Consider the following 20,052-nt stretch of genomic DNA (forward strand, 5'->3'; position numbering starts at 1 on the left):
GGGGGGTGGCCCCGCCGGGGGGGGGGGGGGGGTTTTTTTTGTGGGGGGGGGGGGGGGGCCCGGGCCGCCCCCCCCCCACCACCGTCACGCCGTCTCGCCCCGGAAGCCACGCGCCTCGGCTTGCCGGTCGCTGCTGCCGTAAGAGGCTGCGTCTGTTCTGTGCCGCTGCCCAACTCGTCACGACCGCACGCCAACGGCGCCTGCGATGCGCCCGTCACCGGCCATGACCGAAAGAGACCACCGACACGCTCAGTCGGCTCGGCACCTGAGACATAAGACCAGGTCGTCTACAGACGCGCGTTGCGCTCCGCACTACGCTGAGAAACGTCATGTACCGCAGACGTGACAACCCCCGTGACGAAGGCGACCGGGCCGCCATAGAGCAAGAGGGGACCCACATCGGATATCCAGTCTCCGATGGCCAGAACTGCAACAACGTCGATGTAACAGAACAGGAAGAGCGCCCCTGCGCCGAGCTTCATCATCGGTCAACCCCCTCCTGCTCCCCCGACCTTTCGTCTACGGCATGCCCGGCCCATCCTGGTCCGACACCACGCAGGGCATCCCGCCCGAGCAGGCACAGCAGAAGAGCGCACCCGTGGGTCATGGCCGGCGCCGCGCAACTGTCCACCCCCGCCGCCCTGGACGGCGAACCCATCGTGTGGGACACCGCCGGGCGCCTAGCGTTCGCGCAGCGGCTGACGTGGCCATGTGACCCGGGCGGACTCGGCCTGTCGCCGAGTCCGCCACGCCGGCTCCGCACGGGAGCCGGGCCGGTGTCACTCCATCAGCGCTGCAGTGTCAGCAGACCTGGCCGGTAGGGCCAGTGACCGTACTCGCCGCCGGAGTTGGGGCTGCGTCCCTGGTAGAGGAACTGCAAGTTGCAGGGATCGACGGTGAAGGTCTGATCGGCGGTGGTGCGGATCAGTTCGCCGTGGCTGATGTCGTTGGTCCAGGTGGCGCCGCTGTTGGCCTTGCCTGCGAAGGGGTTGCTCTCGGTCGCGGCCTGGGGTGTCCATGAGCCGTTCAGGCTTGTGGCCGTGAACGAGCGGAAGTAGCGGCCCTGGGAGCCGATCGCCTCGACGATCATGAGGTAGCGGTCCTGGCCCTGGAGCTTGTAGACCTGCGGGGCTTCGAACAGGTTGTTCGTCGTGTCGCTCATGATCGTGGTGTAGGTCGAGCCGAAACTGCTCGGGAAGTTACCGATCGGCATACTGGCCCGGTAGATCTTGCCGTTGTCACCGGCGAAGAACAGGTACATGTTCTGGCCGTCAGCGATAAGCGTCTGGTCGATGGGGCCGGTGCCGGAGCCGGTGATGCTTCCGGAGAAGAGCACCTGCTGTGCGGACCAGCCGTTGGGGTTGGACGGGTCACTCGACGTCCGGTAGGAGAAGGCGCTCCCGCCTCCCCACTGGTAGGCGAGCACCCAGATGTTCTTCGGCGCGAAGTAGAAGAGCGTGGGCGCCACGACGGAGTTCGACATCGTGTTCTGGCTGGTCGAGGCCATCTCCGGCCAGCTGCTGAACAGGCCGAAGTTCATCGAACCCCAGCCCGCTCCCGTTCCCGCGGCGCCGTGCGTCGTCGCATAGACGAGATGCTTGCCGTTGTAGGGGACGACGGTGAAGTCCTTGAGCGAGGCCCACCCGGCCTTGGGCTGCGCCAACGCGCCGGTAGACGTCCAGCGGTAGGTCGACGGGAGATTGCACGAGGGGGTGCCGCCGCCGACCTTGACGAGCTGCCACTGCTGGTTGGCGCCGCCCCAGTCGTCGTACTGGACGATGTTCCCGTTGTCGGCGGTGGAACCGCCTTGTACTTCAAGGGCCTTGTTGCTGTGGCGCGAGACGAACCGCACGTAGCCGTCCGAGCTGTCGGCCAGTCGCCACTGCTGGTTGGTGTCGTTCAGGTCGGTCCACTGCACGATCGAGCCGCCGTTCGCGGTGGACCAATTGTGGACGTCCAGCACCTTGCCCGAGTGGCGGGACTTGATGCGGTAGTAGCCGCCCCCGGAATCGACGAACTGCCACTGCTGCTGGATCTGATCGTTCCTGGTCCACTGGGCGATGCGGGCACCGTCGTCGGTCGCCATGTTGTAGAGATCCAGGGCCTTGCCGCTGTTGCGGTTGACCAGCACATACGAGGCGTTGGGATCTACAGTCGCCGCGCTGGCGGGCTGGGCACCGAGAAAGGCAGCCATGAGCAGGAGAGGCGCAAGGACGGCGAGTAAGCGTCTCAGGCGGGCCGGGGACGGTTGGGGGAACCACATCAGAGGGCCTCCTTCAAGGCGGGGTTGGTGACGCCGATGAACCGCGGAGAGGCCGTACCGGGGGCAGAGACAGTACCGAAACTTTCGAAGGTCCCCTCCGAACCTTTACGCCACAAGCTAGGAACGCGGGACCCTCCGGTCAAGGTCTGCCGTCGATCTGTCCACAAACAGTTCCTCTCGACACGTGGGAAAGTTCGCGATACGGCTGGACATTCCAAGGCCCGCGTGGACAAGGAGAGTTGAGCAAGCGGCATCTGCCGCTCGCTTGAGATTCCGAAAGATTCGGGCGATGAACAGAAACTTTTTCTGTGGCGAGTATTGACGATGCACCGTCAATCCCTCAATCATCCCTCTCTGAGTGACCGACCGACGTCCGAGATTCCGAACTGGTTTGCCCCGAGTGGTTGTGCTGCACGGCAGATCGGCGCATCGAAGCACCCTGTGCCACCCCGTTCCGTTCCGGTGAGGTTCGCACCAGCGCGTCCCGGCTGTTCGCACAGTTGGAGAAGTACGCGACGCCGCGTGGTGGCCTCCCGGCTGAGCCGCGATGGAGTACCGCATGCCTGTGTCGCAACACCGCCGTCCCCCGCCGTACGTCACCCGCCGGCCGACCGGCTTACGTCTCGTGCCGGCCGCGATCGTCCCGGTCCCATGACCACGGTGTCCGGCGATTCGATGCTGCCCAGGTGCCGGCTCACCCCGTCCATCTGCCGAGTGGGAGCGGACGACCTACTCCCCCGCACTTCACTCCTTCCGTGATCTCTACCCTGGAGGCACAGTCATGGGCTCGTATGCCCTTCCCAAACCCGTCACCCGACGGAAGATCCGCGGCCTGCTGTTGGCGCTGATCGTCGGCGTCCTCGCTGCAGTCGCCACACTGGTCGCGCCGCCGACCGCACACGCCGCCGAGAACACACTCGGCGCAGCGGCGGCGCAGAGCGGCCGCTACTTCGGCACCGCCATCGCCTCCGGCCGGCTGGGCGACTCGACGTACACGACGATCGCGAATCGTGAGTTCAACTCGGTGACGGCCGAGAACGAGATGAAGATCGACGCGACCGAACCGCAGCGGGGCCAGTTCAACTTCACCGCCGCCGACCGCGTCTACAACTGGGCGGTGCAGAACGGCAAGCAGGTACGCGGCCACACCCTGGCCTGGCACTCCCAGCAGCCCGGCTGGATGCAGAGCCTCAGCGGCAGCACGCTGCGCCAGGCGATGATCGGCCACATCAACGGCGTGATGGCCCACTACAAGGGCAAGATCGCCCAGTGGGACGTCGTGAACGAGGCTTTCGCTGACGGCAGTTCGGGCGCCCGGCGCGACTCCAACCTGCAGCGCACCGGCAACGACTGGATCGAGGTCGCCTTCCGCACCGCGCGCGCCGCCGACCCGGCGGCCAAGCTCTGCTACAACGACTACAACGTCGAGGACTGGACCTGGGCCAAGACCCAGGCCATGTACGCCATGGTCCGGGACTTCAAGCAGCGTGGCGTACCGATCGACTGCGTCGGCTTCCAGTCGCACTTCAACAGCGGCAGCCCTTACAACAGCAACTTCCGCACCACCCTGCAGAACTTCGCCGCCCTCGGCGTCGACGTGGCCATCACCGAACTCGACATCCAGGGCGCCTCGGCCACGACCTACGCCAACGTGACCAACGACTGCCTGGCCGTCCCGCGCTGCCTCGGCATCACTGTCTGGGGTGTGCGCGACAGCGACTCCTGGCGGCCGGAGCACACGCCGCTCCTGTTCAACAACGACGGCAGCAAGAAGCCCGCCTACACCGCCGTCCTCAACGCACTCAACGGCGGCTCCACCACGCCCCCCGAGGGTTCCGGACAGATCAAGGGAGCCGGTTCGGGCCGCTGCCTGGACGTGCCCGGCACCAGTACCACCGACGGCACCCAGCTCCAGCTGTGGGACTGCCACAGCGGCACCAACCAGCAGTGGACGTACACCGACACCGGCGAGCTCAGGGTCTACGGCAACAAGTGCCTGGACGCCGCCGGCACCGGAAACGGCACCAAAGTCCAGATCTACAGCTGCTGGGGCGGCGACAACCAGAAATGGCGCCTCAACTCCGACGGATCCGTCGTCGGCGTCCAGTCCGGCCTCTGCCTTGACACCGCCGCAAGCGGCACGGCCAACGGCACCCTGATCCAGCTCTACTCCTGCTCGAACGGCAACAACCAACGCTGGACCCGCACGTGAGGAGACCTGCGACAGGCGACAGGGTGAATCGATGAAGCCCTACGGTGCGGTCTCCCCCGCCCTTCCCCGAAGACATCGCTGGTGGTCCCGGGTCGCCGCCGTGGTGGCGGCGACCCTCGCGATCGGCATGCTCGCCGCGGTGCATCCGGCGCCCGCCGCGGCGGCGACCGTGGACACGAATGCCTGGTACGTCCTGGTCAATCGCAACAGCGGCAAGGCGCTGGACGTTTCTGGCGCGTCCACCGCCGACGGTGTGCGGGTCAGCCAGTGGACGCGCAGCGACGGAGCCAACCAGCAGTGGCAGTTCGTGGACTCCGGCGGCGGCTTCTACCGCCTCAAGGCCCGGCATTCGGACAAGGTTCTCGATGTGGCCGGCGCCTCGACCGCGGACGGTGCCGCGATCCAGCAGTGGGCCGACCACAACGGGGACAACCAGCAGTTCCGTCTGGCCGACTCCGACGCGGGCCACGTCCGGCTGATCAACCGCGGCAGCAGCAAGGCGGTGGAGGTGCAGGCGGCCTCCACCGCCGACGGCGGCAACGTCGTCCAGTACACCGACTGGGGCGGCGCCAACCAGCAATGGCAGATGGTCAAACTCTCATCCGGTGGTGACGGCGGATGCGGCAGCGCCCCGACGCTGACCAGCGGTACGCACACGATTCAGAGCGGCGGCAAGAGCCGCAGCTTCATCCTCAGGGTTCCCGCCAACTACGACAACAGCCGTCCCTACCGGCTGATCTTCGCCTTCCACTGGCGGGGCGGAACCGCCGGCGACGTCGCCTCCGGCGGCACGAGCGGGAACGCCTGGTCCTACTACGGCCAACAGGAACAGTCGAACAACGGCGCGATCCTCGTCGCCCCTCAGGGCCTCGGCAACGGATGGGCCAACTCGGGCGGTGAGGACATCACCTTCGTCGACGACATGATCCGCCGCATCGAGGGTGGCCTCTGTGTCAACCCGGCACAGCGTTTCGCGACGGGATTCAGCTGGGGCGGCGGCATGAGCTACGCACTCGCATGCAGCCGGGCGAACGTCTTCAGGGCCGTCGCGGTCATGTCCGGCGCCCAGATCAGCGGGTGCAGCGGCGGCACCCAGCCCATCGCCTACTTCGGAATCCACGGCCTCAGCGACTCCGTCCTCGACATCGCGCAAGGACGGTCCCTGCGCGACAGATTCGTCAGCAACAACGGCTGCACCCCGCAGAGCCCGCGCGAGCCCGCCCAGGGAAGCCGAACGCACATCACCACCACCTACTCGGGCTGCCGGGCCGGATACCCGGTCCAATGGGCCGCGTTCGACGGAGGCCACATACCCGGTCCTGTCGACGGCTCCTCCGGCGAAAGCGGGGCCGCCACCTGGACGAAAGCAGAGATCTGGAGGTTCTTCGCACAGTTCCAGTGACACTCCCGCACCACGAGTGGAGCCAGGATCATCCTGGCTCCACTCCGTCGATGTCCATCCCAGACAGAAAGCCAAAAAGGCATGTCCAGGAGAGGCGGCGCCGATCGGCTCACCGGGCTCGCTCTCTCCTGAGTTCGCATTCGCCCTGTGGTATCAACTGCGCACAGATTCGGAGCTGATGCCGAGTTCCCGGGCTACAGCGGTGGCACTTGCGGTCAAGGGATCGACGAACGCATTTGACCTTCGTTGTGTACCGCTTCACGTGCCCGTCTCCTACCAGGTGCTGCTTCCTCTGGAACTTCAGCAGCCCAGTCTCCAGACGTTCGCGGTCACGAAGAGTTCAGTGCCGCCTCGATCTCAACCTTCCACAGAAGGCAGTTCGAACGTGAAATACAGGCTCAGGCAGTGAGGCTCGTCCTCGCCGTCAAGGAAGTCCCACGAGACATCCGAGACTCTGATGTCCTGCTCACTCACCCAGGCGTGCGCCTTCGAAAAGACATGGGCCGCGCTCACACCGAGGAAGAGCTTTCTGGCTATCGGGTGCACCCCGGTCTCCGCCTCCGAATCGTCGAAGCCTTCCGGAACATCCAGCGAGAAAGAGGGGTTCAGCATCGCAGTACCGTCCGTGTCGATGGTCATAGCTGCACGCAGGCAGGGAAGTTATCGCGTGTGACACTGTGTAGGACGTCGTGCGGCGAGAAAGGTTGTCTCATGTCGGCCACCGGTCACCGCTTCAGGGACGACAGCAGCGGACGTCAAGCGAGCCACTGCGCTTATGTCACCGGGACGAGCAGGTGGGCGGTCCCGGCGGCCCGGGGCTCGCATGAAACGGTGCGGCATCAATCGCCCAGTTGTCGGCGCTGACGTCCTCGACAGCGGTCGGCGCGGCGGGTTCGAGCGCGCCGGCCGCGGCAGCCAACTCCAGCGGGCTCTCCTCGTCGGCGGTGAGGGTGCGTCGCTGTGACACCAGACTGACTGCGGCGCGCGGGTCGGGCGGCCCGGCCGGACCCAGGCGGCGCATCCGGTGAACAGCGGCTGAAACCCTCCAACAGCGGCGAGGGCAAATCAGGGACCAGTCCCACACCAAGTGTGGAGAAGCCGCTCGTTCGACAGTCTCGCTCACGGGGCGTCGGACGCGCGGAAGGCGCGGTTGCTCGCGATCAGCTCGTCGAGAGAGCTGAGTGTCTGCGACAGCTCGGTGATGTGGGCCTTGAGCTTTTGCCGCTCTTCGACCAGGCGGACGTGAGCGGCATCGGTGTTCTCGATACTCGGGCCGCTCAGGCACCACGGCAGCAGAACGGCGATCGTCCTGCTGGAGAGCCCCGCCAAGTAGAGCCGCTGGAGGTACCGGACGCGATCGATGTCCTCCTCGGTGTAGCGGCGGTGCCCGCCCGCACTGCGGGTGCTGCTCAGCAGACCTTGCTGCTCGTAGTAGCGCAGCGAGCGCACGCTCGCTCCCGTCCGTTCCGACAGCTCGCCGATACGCATCGTTGCCGTCCCCATGCTCTGCTGCTCCGGCTTCCAGCCTAGTCACGTACGGGTGGGTCCGGACGCGTAGTACCGGGCCCACCCGTGACGGTCACCGGCGGGCCAACACGTACGGCTTGAGGGCCGGTTCGACGCGATGGATCGGTGCGCCGGCGATGGTGGCGGTCGCGGTCTCGGTGAAGGCGGCCAGGTCGGACGCGAAGGTGCGCGGGTCGATGCCGGGCATGAAAGTCCGGTCGCAGACGGAGGAAGGTATGGCGGCCGGATCCGCCGGACCGTCGTGGGTGAGGGCATTGATCGTGAGCGCATAGGCGACCGGGTCACTTGTACCTATGCCGATGTGGTCACTGCGGTTGTCGGGACAGACGTCCTGCAGGGAGATGTTGGCGACCCGGCTGGCCGGGCCGCGCAGGTCCGTGGTGCCGTCGGGCGTGACGAACTGGTCGTGTGTCGTCGACAGGGAGGTGTAGGAGATGCCCGGAAAGGTTTCCCGCTCCGAGTTCGTTGCCTCGATGAACCGCGATGTCGTCCTGAGCTGGAGTCCGAAGGCGGGGCCGTTGCCTTCGGGGTACAGGATGTCATTCTGGCTGCTGCCGTGGTTGACGGCCGCCAGACCGACGTAGTCGGCGACCATGGTCCGGGTGTCCGGCCAGAAGCGCAGGGCGAACCGCGGGGTGACCCCACCCTGACTGGCCCCGATCACAGCGATCCTGTGATGGCTGATCCGGTACGCGTACCGGATCGCGTGCACGACGTACTCAGCGGACTCCTGCACGTCACCGACGGAGCCGTCTGGCAGAGCCACAGTGCAGTACGGGTGGTCGGCCTGATCAAGCGCGGCGAGCCAGTTCCACGAGTACGCCTCGGAGGGCCCGACACCGGTCCCTGGTACGAGCAGGGCCACCTCCCGGTCGGATCCGTACGCTGACGGCGTGCAGGTCACAGCAGCCCGCAAGTCGGCTGCGGGAACCGACAGCGGAGGGCCGGGCCGGTTACTCGGGGTATACGGGCCCGTGGAGTTGGCGGGGGCGGCGACCGCAGGTGACGTAGCGAACGCGAGCAGGACGGTGGCGAGGACAACCAGGAGGCGTTTCATGGCTCGACGTTACGACCTGACACCGGTGGCAGATTCAACCCCGAGGCCCGCCGAGTTGGACACCGCACACAGGGTGCGGCGCAGACCACAGGGACACCGTGGCGTCACAGATGCCCGGCGAGTCCCGGCATCATGACGCTGGGACTCGCCGCCACATGTCGGCGATTGAAGCGCAGCAATGACTGCTGGGACGGCAACATGCGCGAGCACGCAGCCGACCAGCCGGGCTTGGATCTGTGGGCGGTGGGCTACCTGGCTCGTTGTGTCTGGCATAAGGCGGGGTGATCTGACGAGTACCGAGTGCGTCCAATGTCAGTGCCGGCTGCAATCGCGAGATCGACCACGTGACCACGGCCCTGCTGACCGCCGCTGTCATGGACGTCATCGGGGGCGTGGCCAAAGCCGAGCTGCTGGGCGGACAGGCGCCGGTCGTCGCCGGCCTTCCAGGGGTGTCGGGGATCGCGGACGACGACTGGACGGCGCTGGGAACGGCGGAGTTCCTGCGGGCCTGGGTTGGCCACCCCGCCTTCCGGCTGGTCAAGTGGTCCAGACAGATCCGCGCCTGAGGTGGTGCTGTGACAAGGAACGTTCGCCAGGCTGCCTGATCATGCGGCAACAGCCTGGTCGGCGAGCGCGGCGGATGGTGCGGTCGGCCAGGCGGCCGTGTCCGGTCCTCGCCCCCGTGTACGTGGCCGGTCGAGGACCGGGCAGGGGCGTCAGGTCGGCAGATCGCGAGCTCGCTCACCGACAAGGTCTGACGGATCAGCGTCATCGATTGGCACCGCTCAGAGCCCGCTTCCTCGCCACCGACCCGGTCACCGACGCAACCTGCGAAGTGGATCTCCTCAAAGGCCCTGGGGCGGCTGATCGTCGTCATGGGCACCGTCCCCCGTTGGACCAAGACGACCCCGCCCCGAAGAACTGACCTCAGCAGACTCCACGACCGGCTGGAAAGCCTGGAATGGATCAGCGGCGCCGGCTTCGGGGCATACGGCATGGCTACCGCCCGGTCGTAGGGCTGAGCCAGCACACCGGCTTCCCGAAGGGCACGTGTGCGGCGTAGAGGTTCGAGACCCGCTCCCGGTCTCGGGCTCCTTACGGGTGGCGGCGTTCATCGCGGCCGACGGCACGGGCCTCGTTATCACGGTGCGGCGATCGCGATGGGGGCATGCATCGGCGCTTCTTGGGATACTTGCAGGTCATGGACTTGCTGTCAGAGGTGCCTCAAGCGGACCGGAATATGACCAAGCGGATCGCTGCCGGGGCCCCGCCCGGTCTTCACCGGGCGCTGTCGATGGTGGAGGAAGCGGCGGAGAGCTCCAAGCTGTGGTGCGCGGCGGCTGCGGTGATGGCCTGCACGGGCGGCCGGCGTGGACGGATGGCAGCCGTGGCGGGCCTGGCATCCTTGGCAGCGGCCCAGCTGATCTCCAACGGAGTGTGCAAGCAGCTCGTGGAGCGGCCCCGGCCCCCCAAAGAGTGGATCCCGCACGACGAGGTCGAGGACCGACCCGATTCCTCGTCCTTTCCCTCCGGGCACACCGCCGCCGCTGTCGCCTTCACCGCCGCGATCATCCCGACGTGGCCACTGGCCGGTGCACTGTGCACGGTGCCGGCCGCCATGGTTGCCGTCGAGCGCGTACAGTCCGGCGCCCACTACCCCAGTGACGTCGCCGTCGGCGCCGCCATCGGCCTCAGCAGCGCCTGGCTTGTCCGCCGCACCCCACACCTGATGCTGCGCCACTGGCTTTAACAGCTCCACACCCCCGCCTGCCACCCACCACCCGCCGACTGCAGACTGCAGATACAGGCAGAACGACAGGAACCGCTTTCCGGGGGCCCGAAGGCCCGACCACCGGGCAGCCGACGTGGACGGGCCAATCACCCCTTACGCGGCCCAGCCCGAGAGACGTCCCGGCGGCTACACCACACTCAAGGCTTCGGAGCCGTCGGGCTGAGCCCCTTCACAGCCAGCCTGAACAACCGGTCCGCCTCGGCAGCCGGGTCACCGCGGTGTTCCGTGGCCAGGACGATGCCCACCGCCAGCGTGATCAGGTCGCCGACCGTGACATCCGCCGCCACCGCGCCGTCCCGCACGGCGTGGTGGAGCAGCGGACCCCCCGCGTCCTCCAGAGACCGCGCGCACGAGTTCTCATGCACCGGGTCGGCCGCCGAGTCGTCGTAGGACAGCGCGACGGCCAGCCCGCGGGCGGAGACGCAATAGGCGACGACCTCCCCGAGCCACTCCAGCAGGGCGTCCCTGCTGTCGCCCCGGCCGGCCAGCTCGGCCGCGCGGGCGCTCAGCGCCGCGATCCTCGTCCGCGACACCGCTTCGAGCAGCGCGCGACGCGTCGGGAAGTGGCGGCGCACGGTGGCGGACCCGACCCCGGCGGTGCGGGCGATCTGCTCCAGGGAGGCGTCTGCCCCACGGGCGGCGACCTCTTCCTCGGCCACGGTGAGGATGCGCGCGTAGTTGCGCCTCGCGTCCGCACGCTGACGTTCCACCATGGCGTTCACCTCGTCCGTTGTTAAATGGCGGGCCCCGCCGTATCTTAGCCGAGAGGAAACGGCGGGCCCCGCCGTTTTGGTCGTCAGCGCCCTGAAGGAGCACTCCCATGCCCGCAGAACCGAGCTCGGCACAGGCACCGGTCCTGGTCACCGGTGCGACCGGCCGGCAGGGCGGAGCCACCGCCCGCGCCCTGCTCGCGGCGGGGACACCCGTACGGGCCCTCGTACGTGACCCTGCGTCCCCCCGCGCCGAGGCCGTCCGGGCGCTCGGCGCGGAACTGGTCACCGGGGACCTGCACGACCGCGACTCGGTGACGCGGGCTTCGGAAGGCGCCCGGGCGGTGTTCTCCGTGCAGATGCCCGAACTCACCGAAGCCGGCTTCGACTTCGAGGGGGAGGTCCGGCAGGGCGTCAACCTCATCGAGGGCGCCAGAGCCGCGGGAGTGACGCAGTTCGTGCACACGTCGGTGAGCGGCGCAGGCCAGCACGTCGAGGACCCCGGCTGGGCCGAAGGCCGATGGAAGTCGTCGCAGGCCACCCTGGGTGCCAAGACCGAGATCCAGGACCGGCTGCGCGAGGCCGGCTTCGCCCGCTGGACACTGCTCAAGCCGGGTTTCTTCATGGACAACTTCCGTCCGTCCATGGGCTTCCTGTTCCCGCGCGGTGTCGAGGGCGGCCTCGTGAGCGTCCTCAAGCCCACCACGCACCTGTCCCTCGCGGCGGTGGACGACATCGGCGCGGCGGCGGCCGCGGCGATCGCCGATCCGGAGCGCTTCCACCGGGTCGAACTGGAACTGGCGAGCGACTACCTGACGATGACGCAGATCGCCGACGTCCTCTCCCGGGCACTGGGGACGCGACTGCGCGCGCCGGACATGACGGAGGAGGAGGCCCTCGCCGCGGGCATGCCGCCGATGGGGGCCTCGCACGACCGGCTGAACGTGACCGGCCAGCCCGCCCGGCCGCAATACGCCAGGGACCTCGGCATCCCGCTGACCACGTTCGAGGAGTGGACACGCCGGACCGACCTCACCCTCCCCTGGTCCAGGTCCAGGTCCAGGTCCAGGTCCAGCCGTAGCCAACCTCATGGGACGACATTCCTAGCCCAGATACCGGGCCACCGCTTCCTGGATGCCCGCCGCATCCGCATCCTCCGCCGCCCAGGCCACGTATCCGTCGGGCCGTACCAGGACGGTCGTCCGGCGGTCGCCCGCCCAGTGCTCCACGGTCAGCCACCCCTCACGGACACCGGGACCTTCGTACGTCCCGGGCGTGATCACCACGAATCGACCGCCGCGCAGCGCCTCGTAGAGCCGACCGTCCTTCAGGGCCACGTCGGGGACGCGGGTGCCGGTGAGGCGGTGGGCGCCGCGGGGGGCGGGGTAGGCGTAGCCGATCCCGGTGATCTGCCCCAGGGCCTTGCGCTGGGCGGGCGGGGTCATGGCGACGAACGCGGAGACGAGGGCGCGGGCGGCTCGCAGCAGCGGATTGTGCGCGCGGGCCAGCCGGACCAGTCCGCCACTGCTGCGCAGCACCGCCCTGCCGACCGGGTGGCGCTCGGCCTCGTAGCTGTCGAGGAGCCCTTTGGGCGCCCGACCCTGGATGGCCGCGGCGAGCTTCCAGCTCAGGTTGGCGGCGTCCTGGAGGCCGGTGTTCATGCCCTGCCCGCCGGCCGGGGAATGGATGTGCGCGGCGTCCCCGGCGAGGAAGACCCGCCCGACCCGGTAGTGCGGTGCCTGGCGCTCGTCACTGTGGAAACGGGAGAGCCAGCGGGCGTCGTGCATGCCGTAGTCGGTGCCCAGGGCACGGCGGGTGATCTCCTTGACCTCGTCGAGGTCGAGCGGGGCGTCGTCGGAGACCTCGTTGCGGCGGTTCCAGCCCATGACCCGGTACCAGCCATCACCGAAGGAGGCGATCATCGCGAAGGCGTCGCCGCGGCCGTTGACCGTGAGGACGCCCTCGGGCTTCTCGGCCAGCCGGACATCGGCCAGCATCAGCGACTTGATGACGGAGACACCGGGGAAGCCCAGGCCGATCGCCTGGCGCACGGCGCTGCGGTGACCGTCGGCGCCGACGACATAGGCCGCCCGGAGGGTGACGGCCGCCCCGCCCGCGCCGCGTACGTCGACATCGACCCCCTCGTCGTCCTGCCGCAGCCCAACGACCTCGCTCTCGTACGCGAACTCGACCCCAGCCTTGCGGGCCCGCTGCTCCAGGAGCCGCTCTACCTCGTACTGCGGGGTGATGAGCAGGAACGGGAAGCGCGAGGGCAGCGTGCTCAGATCGAGGGAGAGGCGGCGGAAGAGCCGCAGGCCGGTGATGGTGTCCCCGGTGGTGAGGAGTTCGTCGGCGAGGCCGCGGGCATCGAATTGCTCCAGAGTGCGGGCGTGCACCCCGAAGGCGCGGGAGAGGTTGCTGATCTTGCGCGGCCGCTTCTCAAGGAGGGTCACGGTGACGCCGGCTGTGGCGAGGTCACCGGCGAGGAGGAGGCCGGTAGGACCGGAACCGACGACGATCACGGTGCGGTGGGTGGCGGTGCCGTTCATGGTGGCCTCCTGTTTGCCGACGCCTGCTTGCCCTCACCTGTTGCCAACGACTGTTGGCCAACGTTCGTTGACGAAGATAGCGAGGCACCAAGATGTAGTCAACAGCCGTTGGCAAACATTCGTTGGCCAACTCTTGTTGACCTACATTCGTTGGCCTACGCTTGTGGGCATGATCGGCAGCGACAGCACGCCTACAGTTCCGGGCTCCGGCGCCCCCCGCCGCTCCGACGCCACGCGCGGCGCGATCCTCGCGGCGGCCCGCGAGCGCTTCGCGACCGACGGCTACGAGCGAGCCACCATCCGCGCCATCGCCAAGGACGCGAACATCGATCCGTCGATGGTCATGCGGTACTACCGCAACAAGGAGGGCCTCTTCGCGGCGGCCGTCGCCATCGACCTGCGGCTGCCGGACGTGAGCGGGGCGGACCGCCGGCAGGACGTGGGGCGGATCCTCGTCGAGCACTTCCTCGACATGTGGGAGAACAACGAGGTCCTCACCGCCCTGCTGCGGGTCGGCGTGACCAACCAGTCCGGGGCGGAGCGCATGCAGGGCATCCTGCGGGACCAACTGCTGCCGGTCGCCCGGCAGGTGTGCCCCGACCCCGAGCAGGTCCCGGCACGGGCGGCACTCATGACGTCACAGCTGCTGGGGCTGGCCCTCACCCGGTACGTGCTGAGGATGCCGCCGGCCGTGGGGCTGACGCGGACGGAGGTCGTGGCATGGCTGGCACCGACGATCCAGCGGTACCTGACCGCGCCGAGCCCCTGAGGCTTGCCAAGCACTCGTATCCGCCGCGGCCACGGGACCGGTAGGGCGCTGGAACCCGCCGAGCAACGAGAAAACCGGGCCCAGAAGGCCAGCCGAGCGCGAGAACCCACCGAGCCTCCGATACGCCCAGGCTGTCTTCCTGCAAGGTCGGCGACGGTGTCCCGTCCACTGCTTCACGTCCCGGGACCGGCACGTCCCAGCAGGTCAGAGCTTCGTCTGTCCCGACATGGATGAAGCACACGGGATCAGGCACCGAAGCCTGACTCTTGGGTGCAAAGTCGTCCTACCGGCTCCGCAGATCACCTGGGAGGGTGAGTGGGCGTCGGTGCACAGGGCCGCTTGCGGCCACCTCGCATCCTTCGCAGAACAGGACTCTCAATGACTCGAGTGCGCACCATCCTGCCCGCTCTCGCAACGATCGCCCTGGCCGGGTTTGGCCCCGGCGCAGCGACGCCGGCCAACGCCACGCCTGCCGCGGCCGCCCCCGCAGCGGCTCTCGCTGCGGCATCCGATCTGGAGTCGGCCGACCGGATCATGAACCTTGGGTACCGGGACTTCATGCGCCATCCCCGGATCGCACCCTTCGACTGGGAGACCAACGGCTGCACGTGGGTGGGACCGCCGGCGAGGCAGATGTTCCACGACGCATGCGTGCAACACGACTTCGGCTACGGCAACTACGGCGCCAAGGGGCGCCTGAAGCTGGACCCCACCTCGGGCCGCAGGGCCTGGATCGATGAGCGTCTGTGGCACGAGATGCGCAACATCTGTCACGACCACTACACAGGCATCCTCCAGCCCGGATGCCTCACCAGCGCGAAGATCGTCTACGACGGCGTGCGTGAACTCGGCAAGGACTACTTCTTCTGAGAACGGCGGCCCAACCACAGCCGACCCCGGCAGCGCTGGTCGCTGACGGCCCGCGGCCTTCCGGGTGCTGACCGCATCCGTAAGGGCGGGTACTCCGCGCGCTTCACCTTGGCCGGGATCACCTTCTGCCCTCCGTCTTCCATCGCGTGACCGGCCGCCGCGGTTCACGCCTCGCTGAGATCCGGCGCTGGGTGCACACCCGATGCACCGTGTGGGCCCGCGGCCATGGGTCCGTTCCGACCACTGGAGAAATGAGTGACCCCATGAACCATTCGACCCGCCTGCGTCGAGTCGCCACCGTCGCGGCGGCTACCGTCACGGCCTTCCTGCTGTCCATGCTGTCGGCCGCCGCGGTAACCCCAGCGGCAACGACCGCCGCCGCTCGGTCCGACAGCACAGCGATGGCGGAACCCGCCCCTGCCTCCCGTGCCGGTTTCAAGTATTTCGAGTGCCATGACGCGTACCAGTGCGTCATTCCCTTTCTCCAGCCGCAGGGGGAAAGCGTCGTGTACAACATCGAGGTCACCGGAGGGGTGCACCAGCTTGTTGCGGTGAGCGTCGACCCGACCCTGAACGTCCCCGGGTGCCATCCGACGATCTACCCCGGTGAGTACCATCACTTCAGCTGTTACGACGCCCCGAACATGGGCGGCAAGATGGTTCTCCGGGCATGGGCGGGCGACAGGCACAACTACCGCATCGGCATCTGGCTCCCCTAGCGCTGGCCCCTCCGTGAGCGCGTTCTGCTGCTCACGAGGCCCCGGGCCCTGAACCGGCCCGGGATCCGGCCATATCGGGGAGCGGTCAGAAGGTGGCGCGCCACCGGAGCCGCCGTTCCGTCCCGGCCTCCGCCGTCAGGCTGACGGCGGAGGCCGGGACGGAAGCCAGGTGGTGTCTTCGGTCAGGACCGCTTCCAGCTCGGGCACATGCAACTCGTCCAGGGCGTGCGCGTACCTGGCCACCGCCTGCTGGAGTTCGGCGATCACGAGACCACCGTCAGCACGATCTTGCCTTGGATGTGGCCCTGCGCGGCTCGCCTGTGTGCGTCGCCCGCTTCGGGCAGCGGGTACGTGCTGTCCACCCCGACCTGGAGTTTGCCCTCGTCGAACAGGCGCCCGATCTCCGCGAGCTGGGGACCGTTGGAACGCACCTGAATGTTCGAGACGGTAATGCCCAACCTCGCCGTCTCTTGCGGGTCGTACTCGGCGAAGAACACCGGAAGCATGGTGCCGCCGCGCTTGAGCACGGTCAGGAAGCGTGAGCTGTCCGGGCCACCGACGGCGTCGATCACCAGGTCCACACCGCTGATGACATCCGCGACCTGCGTCCTGGTGTAGTCGATGAACTCATCGGCGCCGAGCTTGCGCAGGAACTGCTCGTGCCGGCCCGAGGCCACCGCGATGACGTGTGCCCCCTTCCATTTCGCCAGCTGCACCGCGAAGTGGCCCACTCCGCCGGCAGCCCCGTTGACCAGTACGGTCGTCCCCGGCGTGATCGGCACCGGCTGGTGCACCAGGCCGGTGAAGGGAGACGGCACGTCGTGGCCGAGATCAACCAGGTACTGCCAGGCCGTGAGCACGGCCATCGGCGCCCCGGCTGCCTGCACGTGGTCGATGCCGGCCGGCTTGTGCGCCAGGTCCGAAGCCGGCGCGGCCACGTACTCGGCGTACGTCCGGCCGTCGAATCCGGGGAATCGCAGCATGCCGAAGACCTCGTCACCGACGGCGAACCCCAGCACGTCCGGGGCGACCGCCTGGACCACGCCCGACATGTCCGTTCCCGGGATCAGGGGGAACTCCAGCGCCGGCCTCATCGCGGCCGGCATGACCTTCATCCCCTCACGCAGGTACCAGTCCGGCGGGTTGATACCCGCCGCATGCACCCGGACGAGCACCTCACCCGGGCCGATCTCGGGAACCGGCACCTCGTCATACTGCAAAACTTCCGGCCCGCCCGCTTCGTGGAACTGGATCGCCTTCATCGCGCCTGTCGCTTTCCTGGGGAAACATTGCTCCTTGCAGTCAACGCCCAGGACGGCAAGGCCGTCCAAGACCGGTCCGGCAACCTGCTCATTCCGAAACGGCATGACACGTACGCTGGAAGGGTGAACGATCTCGGGCAGGACCTCGAACTGCGGCTGGTGCGCTACTTCACCGTGGTGGCGGCGCACCAGCACTTCGGCCGGGCCGCCGCCGACCTGCACGTCGCCCAGCCGGCGCTGAGCCGCCAGATCCAACGGCTCGAGAAACATCTCGGCGTACGGCTGCTGGACCGCACACCCCAGGGCACCCGGCTCACTCCGGCCGGCCAGAGCTTCCTCCCCCGGGCCCAAGCCCTGCTGCAGGCCGCGCGCCAGGCCGAGCTGGCCGTGCGTGAACAAGCCGAGACCGAACGAATCGCCATCGGCTACGTCGAAGACCTGGTGATCACGCCCGCCGTACGGGAACTGCGCCGTCGTTGTCCGGACGCCGAGATCGCCACCCGGTACCTGAGCTGCCGCGACGTCGGGGCGCTGACCGACAAGCGCGTCGACGCCCTGATCGCGCGGGCCCCGCTGCCGTTCGCCGCCGACGACGTGTCCGCCACCCCGCTGTACGAGGAGCCCCGGATGCTCGCGGTCCCGCGCGGCCATCCCCTGGCCGACCGCGCGTCGGTGACTGCGGAAGAACTGGCCGGCGAGGAGGCGGCGCCGTGCGCGTTCGAGACCGCGGACTGGACTTCCTACCGGATCCTCGGGGCCGACGTGCCGCCGATCGAGAGCTACGAGGACAAGCTCGAACTCGTCGCGAGCGGCAGGGCGATCGCCGTACTACCGGTCGGCGATCGGCGTAGCTCACTGCGTCCCGACCTCGTCACCGTCCCGATCGAGGACGCTCCCCCCAGCCAGGTCGTCCTGGTCAGCCGCAAGGACGACCCGAATCCGATGATCAGGAACCTCAGGCTGGCGGCCAAGGCCGTCCTGACTGCCCCAACCGCGCAGCAGCACTCGCAGCCCTGACCACCCCTTCACCTGTGGAAACCCGCGCGGCCTGCGGCATCCTGCTCCAGTAGTGCCTCGCGACAAGGTTGCCCTCTCGCCCGTCAGCACGTTCAAGGTCGGATTTCGGTCGTCCAGACCCCGGCAGGGTGCTCACTCGGTCGCAGCCACAGCTGAGGCTGCGACTCCCGATGTCTCTCATCCACCTGTTCTTCCCAGTGAAATCGGTTGTCCGCGTCGGACCACGCAACTTGCAATACAGGAAAGGGAGGCCGCCGGTAGAACCCGATTGCCTGCCCGAAGAACGGCCGGTACCAACGGAGATCGACCTGCCTGAGCGCGACTTGGTGGCCGTGGACAACGCCAAGATGCCTTTGGCCGTCAGCAAGCACAGCACCCGCAGCGGACTTCACTCCGAGCCTGTTGAGCATGCGGTGCATGGCATGGATTTCGAGCTCGAACACGGCAAGTTCAGGTGCGCCGTGAGTGTGAGAGAGGCCAATCGTGTAGGCGAATCCAGGACCGATCTCGTCCTCGGGAACCACAACGACGTGCCATCCGTGCTGCTGCACGTTCTTGATGATCGCCAGATCCACGCGGTCCACTTCATTTCGGTCACCGTAGTCATGACAGAGGATGCAGCGGCACTGGAACGGATCATCAGTCATGAGCGAGGTGACGAATCGGCTCCTCGTGAATTTCTGTGAGTTTTCGGGCACGCCGACCACTCCTGGAGACGTCAGGCCAGGCGCCTGCTGGCGGCTTTGACCAACTGATCGCTGGCGTCGATTGCGGTCTGCCGCAGAGTGGCCAGTTCGTCGGTATCCACGGCCTGGCGGATACCGAACGCAGCTCGTGCGGCGGCGGTAGCGACCTCCGCGAGATCAGGGGCGAGCACCGAAACGGACACCAGCGGGGCGGTGACGGCTGACCTGGTGACATGTGACTGGCTACGGGCAGCAGCGAGGGTGTCGGCATCTGCTCCGGCCAGACGCAAGTCTTCGCGACGCCACATGGCGCGGCGGTGGTCGCCGATCGCAGCAACCAGTGCAGTGACTGCTGCGAGCTGGGCGTCTCGACGCCGCTCGCCGCTCTCTGCGTCGCGGATGGCGCGGGTGGCACGGGTCTGGAGGGCACTGGTGACGATTCCGCCGAGCAGTGTTCCGGCCACTGCGATGATGGTCGCCCACATGGCTACTTCCTCGTCACGGCGCGGCGGTCGGGGTGGTCCCTCATGTCCTGCAGGGCCTGGGCGCAGAGCGTGGCTGAGGTGGTTTCGGAGGTCACCTGCCAATCTTCCCGCAACCGTCGGTCTTCCGGGAGAAGAACGGAGCATGACAGCGCTGACTGCTGTCAGTGTCGACCGCGCCGCGTCTCCTGGACGTCCCTCATGTGCTGGGCATTCCGCTGCTCAGCACGCCGCCCGGTGTCCCGGCGAAAGTCGGGCACGTCGAGGTGGACGGTGGACGCTCGCGCATGGCTTCGAGCTTCTCTGTGGCGGCGGCCATCGTGGCCTCGGTGACGGCCACTTCGCCGAGCCAGCCCCGGCTCCTGGGTTCCTGTAGGCGGGCGACGAGGTTTGGCGTGGATCCCTTGGAGGCGTGGCATCTGGACCGAGTCCACGAGCAGTTGGGGACATCTGACGCAGGTTGGCCGGGCGGGCCCGCGAACGCCTGCGCGATGTCCAGCCAGCGGTCGGCGTCGGGGTCTTCCGCGCGGACCGCGAGGTCGGCGCGTCTTCATTCTGGCGTGGGGTCGAGTAGTCGCGGCCGCAGGTCCCCAGTGCGACCTTGACGGTTGAGCGAGCGTCCGCAAGCCGGATGCCGAGTTTCACGACCGTTCGCCGGCGCTGGCCGAGGCGGAGGAGCGCGCCGTTCGCAGGCTGTGCCTGGGCAACCTGCGACGGCAGCGCTATCACGACCCC

19 protein-coding genes and 3 pseudogenes are annotated in these 20,052 nt (G+C 67.9%); 9 read left to right on the plus strand and 13 right to left on the minus strand.

The features are described 5' to 3' along the window. Nucleotides 1–287: 287 nt before the first annotated feature. Nucleotides 288–485: a hypothetical protein gene (locus tag ACFYXC_RS13525; RefSeq protein ID WP_388927006.1), complete on the minus strand. Its 198-nt coding sequence runs from the start codon at nt 483–485 to the stop codon at nt 288–290. A gap of 302 nt (nt 486–787) precedes the next feature. Then, nucleotides 788–2,263: a non-reducing end alpha-L-arabinofuranosidase family hydrolase gene (locus ACFYXC_RS13530; RefSeq protein WP_389550563.1), complete on the minus strand. Its 1,476-nt coding sequence runs from the start codon at nt 2,261–2,263 to the stop codon at nt 788–790. A gap of 781 nt (nt 2,264–3,044) precedes the next feature. Here ACFYXC_RS13530 and ACFYXC_RS13535 point away from each other — a divergent pair. Further along, a complete protein-coding gene (locus ACFYXC_RS13535; protein ID WP_389550565.1) occupies nt 3,045–4,475 on the plus strand; it encodes an endo-1,4-beta-xylanase in 1,431 nt (476 codons plus the stop codon). A gap of 100 nt (nt 4,476–4,575) precedes the next feature. Continuing rightward, complete coding sequence (locus ACFYXC_RS13540) at nt 4,576–5,877, plus strand: RICIN domain-containing protein (protein WP_389551623.1); 1,302 nt, start codon at nt 4,576–4,578, stop codon at nt 5,875–5,877. Nucleotides 5,878–6,234: 357 nt separating this feature from the next. Here the strand turns inward: ACFYXC_RS13540 and ACFYXC_RS13545 are convergent, their stop codons facing one another. The 4 genes from ACFYXC_RS13545 to ACFYXC_RS13560 form a co-directional block, all read right to left on the minus strand. Continuing rightward, nucleotides 6,235–6,516, minus strand: a complete 282-nt coding sequence (locus tag ACFYXC_RS13545) for a hypothetical protein (RefSeq protein ID WP_389550568.1) — start codon at nt 6,514–6,516, stop codon at nt 6,235–6,237. A 139-nt stretch (nt 6,517–6,655) separates the two neighbouring features. Then, nucleotides 6,656–6,844 carry a hypothetical protein gene (locus ACFYXC_RS13550; protein ID WP_389550571.1) on the minus strand — a complete coding sequence of 63 codons (189 nt, stop codon included), beginning with the start codon at nt 6,842–6,844 and terminating at the stop codon, nt 6,656–6,658. Between the two features lie 152 nt (nt 6,845–6,996). Next, complete coding sequence (locus ACFYXC_RS13555) at nt 6,997–7,365, minus strand: MerR family transcriptional regulator (protein ID WP_389551626.1); 369 nt, start codon at nt 7,363–7,365, stop codon at nt 6,997–6,999. A 91-nt stretch (nt 7,366–7,456) separates the two neighbouring features. Further along, nucleotides 7,457–8,461, minus strand: coding sequence for an esterase/lipase family protein (locus tag ACFYXC_RS13560; protein WP_389550573.1), 1,005 nt, complete (start codon nt 8,459–8,461; stop codon nt 7,457–7,459). A gap of 317 nt (nt 8,462–8,778) precedes the next feature. On the opposite strand from ACFYXC_RS13560, the pseudogene ACFYXC_RS13565 reads away from it, so the two are divergent. Beyond that, nucleotides 8,779–9,027, plus strand: a pseudogene (locus ACFYXC_RS13565) (DUF6368 family protein); the annotation flags it as partial. A 674-nt stretch (nt 9,028–9,701) separates the two neighbouring features. Then, nucleotides 9,702–10,211: a phosphatase PAP2 family protein gene (locus tag ACFYXC_RS13570; protein ID WP_389550576.1), complete on the plus strand. Its 510-nt coding sequence runs from the start codon at nt 9,702–9,704 to the stop codon at nt 10,209–10,211. A gap of 179 nt (nt 10,212–10,390) precedes the next feature. Here the strand turns inward: ACFYXC_RS13570 and ACFYXC_RS13575 are convergent, their stop codons facing one another. Next, complete coding sequence (locus ACFYXC_RS13575) at nt 10,391–10,966, minus strand: TetR/AcrR family transcriptional regulator (protein WP_389550578.1); 576 nt, start codon at nt 10,964–10,966, stop codon at nt 10,391–10,393. Nucleotides 10,967–11,073: 107 nt separating this feature from the next. Here ACFYXC_RS13575 and ACFYXC_RS13580 point away from each other — a divergent pair. Continuing rightward, a pseudogene (locus tag ACFYXC_RS13580) lies at nt 11,074–11,985 on the plus strand (NmrA family NAD(P)-binding protein); the annotation flags it as partial. 81 nt (nt 11,986–12,066) lie between these two features. Here the strand turns inward: ACFYXC_RS13580 and ACFYXC_RS13585 are convergent. After that, nucleotides 12,067–13,512, minus strand: a complete 1,446-nt coding sequence (locus ACFYXC_RS13585) for an FAD-dependent monooxygenase (RefSeq protein WP_389550581.1) — start codon at nt 13,510–13,512, stop codon at nt 12,067–12,069. Nucleotides 13,513–13,681: 169 nt separating this feature from the next. Here ACFYXC_RS13585 and ACFYXC_RS13590 point away from each other — a divergent pair, with 169 nt between their 5' ends. The 3 genes from ACFYXC_RS13590 (at nt 13,682) to ACFYXC_RS13600 (ending at nt 15,870) form a co-directional block, all read left to right on the plus strand. Continuing rightward, nucleotides 13,682–14,281 carry a TetR family transcriptional regulator gene (locus tag ACFYXC_RS13590; RefSeq protein WP_389550584.1) on the plus strand — a complete coding sequence of 200 codons (600 nt, stop codon included), beginning with the start codon at nt 13,682–13,684 and terminating at the stop codon, nt 14,279–14,281. Nucleotides 14,282–14,659: 378 nt separating this feature from the next. Beyond that, entirely contained in the window at nt 14,660–15,151 is a 492-nt protein-coding gene (locus ACFYXC_RS13595; RefSeq protein WP_389550587.1) for a phospholipase A2, read from the plus strand. 263 nt (nt 15,152–15,414) lie between these two features. Next, a complete protein-coding gene (locus tag ACFYXC_RS13600) occupies nt 15,415–15,870 on the plus strand; it encodes a hypothetical protein (protein ID WP_389550590.1) in 456 nt (151 codons plus the stop codon). Nucleotides 15,871–16,005: 135 nt separating this feature from the next. Here ACFYXC_RS13600 and ACFYXC_RS13605 read toward each other — a convergent pair whose 3' ends face one another. After that, nucleotides 16,006–16,137, minus strand: a complete 132-nt coding sequence (locus ACFYXC_RS13605) for a hypothetical protein (protein ID WP_389550593.1) — start codon at nt 16,135–16,137, stop codon at nt 16,006–16,008. Then, nucleotides 16,134–17,132, minus strand: a complete 999-nt coding sequence (locus ACFYXC_RS13610; protein ID WP_389550595.1) for an NADP-dependent oxidoreductase — start codon at nt 17,130–17,132, stop codon at nt 16,134–16,136. The genes ACFYXC_RS13605 and ACFYXC_RS13610 overlap by 4 nt, the downstream gene beginning before the upstream one ends. Nucleotides 17,133–17,255: 123 nt before the next feature. On the opposite strand from ACFYXC_RS13610, the gene ACFYXC_RS13615 reads away from it, so the two are divergent. Next, nucleotides 17,256–18,149 carry a LysR family transcriptional regulator gene (locus ACFYXC_RS13615; protein ID WP_389550597.1) on the plus strand — a complete coding sequence of 298 codons (894 nt, stop codon included), beginning with the start codon at nt 17,256–17,258 and terminating at the stop codon, nt 18,147–18,149. A 92-nt stretch (nt 18,150–18,241) separates the two neighbouring features. On the opposite strand, the gene ACFYXC_RS13620 is transcribed toward ACFYXC_RS13615, so the two are convergent. The 3 genes and pseudogenes from ACFYXC_RS13620 to ACFYXC_RS13630 form a co-directional block, all read right to left on the minus strand. Continuing rightward, entirely contained in the window at nt 18,242–18,796 is a 555-nt protein-coding gene (locus ACFYXC_RS13620; RefSeq protein WP_389551632.1) for a DUF4262 domain-containing protein, read from the minus strand. Between the two features lie 71 nt (nt 18,797–18,867). Next, nucleotides 18,868–19,320, minus strand: coding sequence for a protein kilB (locus ACFYXC_RS13625; protein ID WP_389550600.1), 453 nt, complete (start codon nt 19,318–19,320; stop codon nt 18,868–18,870). 460 nt (nt 19,321–19,780) lie between these two features. Next, nucleotides 19,781–19,864 (minus strand): annotated as a pseudogene (locus ACFYXC_RS13630) (wyosine base formation domain-containing protein); the annotation flags it as partial. Between the last annotated feature and the right edge of the window lie 188 nt (nt 19,865–20,052).

Source organism: Streptomyces sp. NPDC002701, assembly GCF_042889045.1.
Taxonomy (GTDB): Bacteria; Actinomycetota; Actinomycetes; order Streptomycetales; family Streptomycetaceae; genus Streptomyces.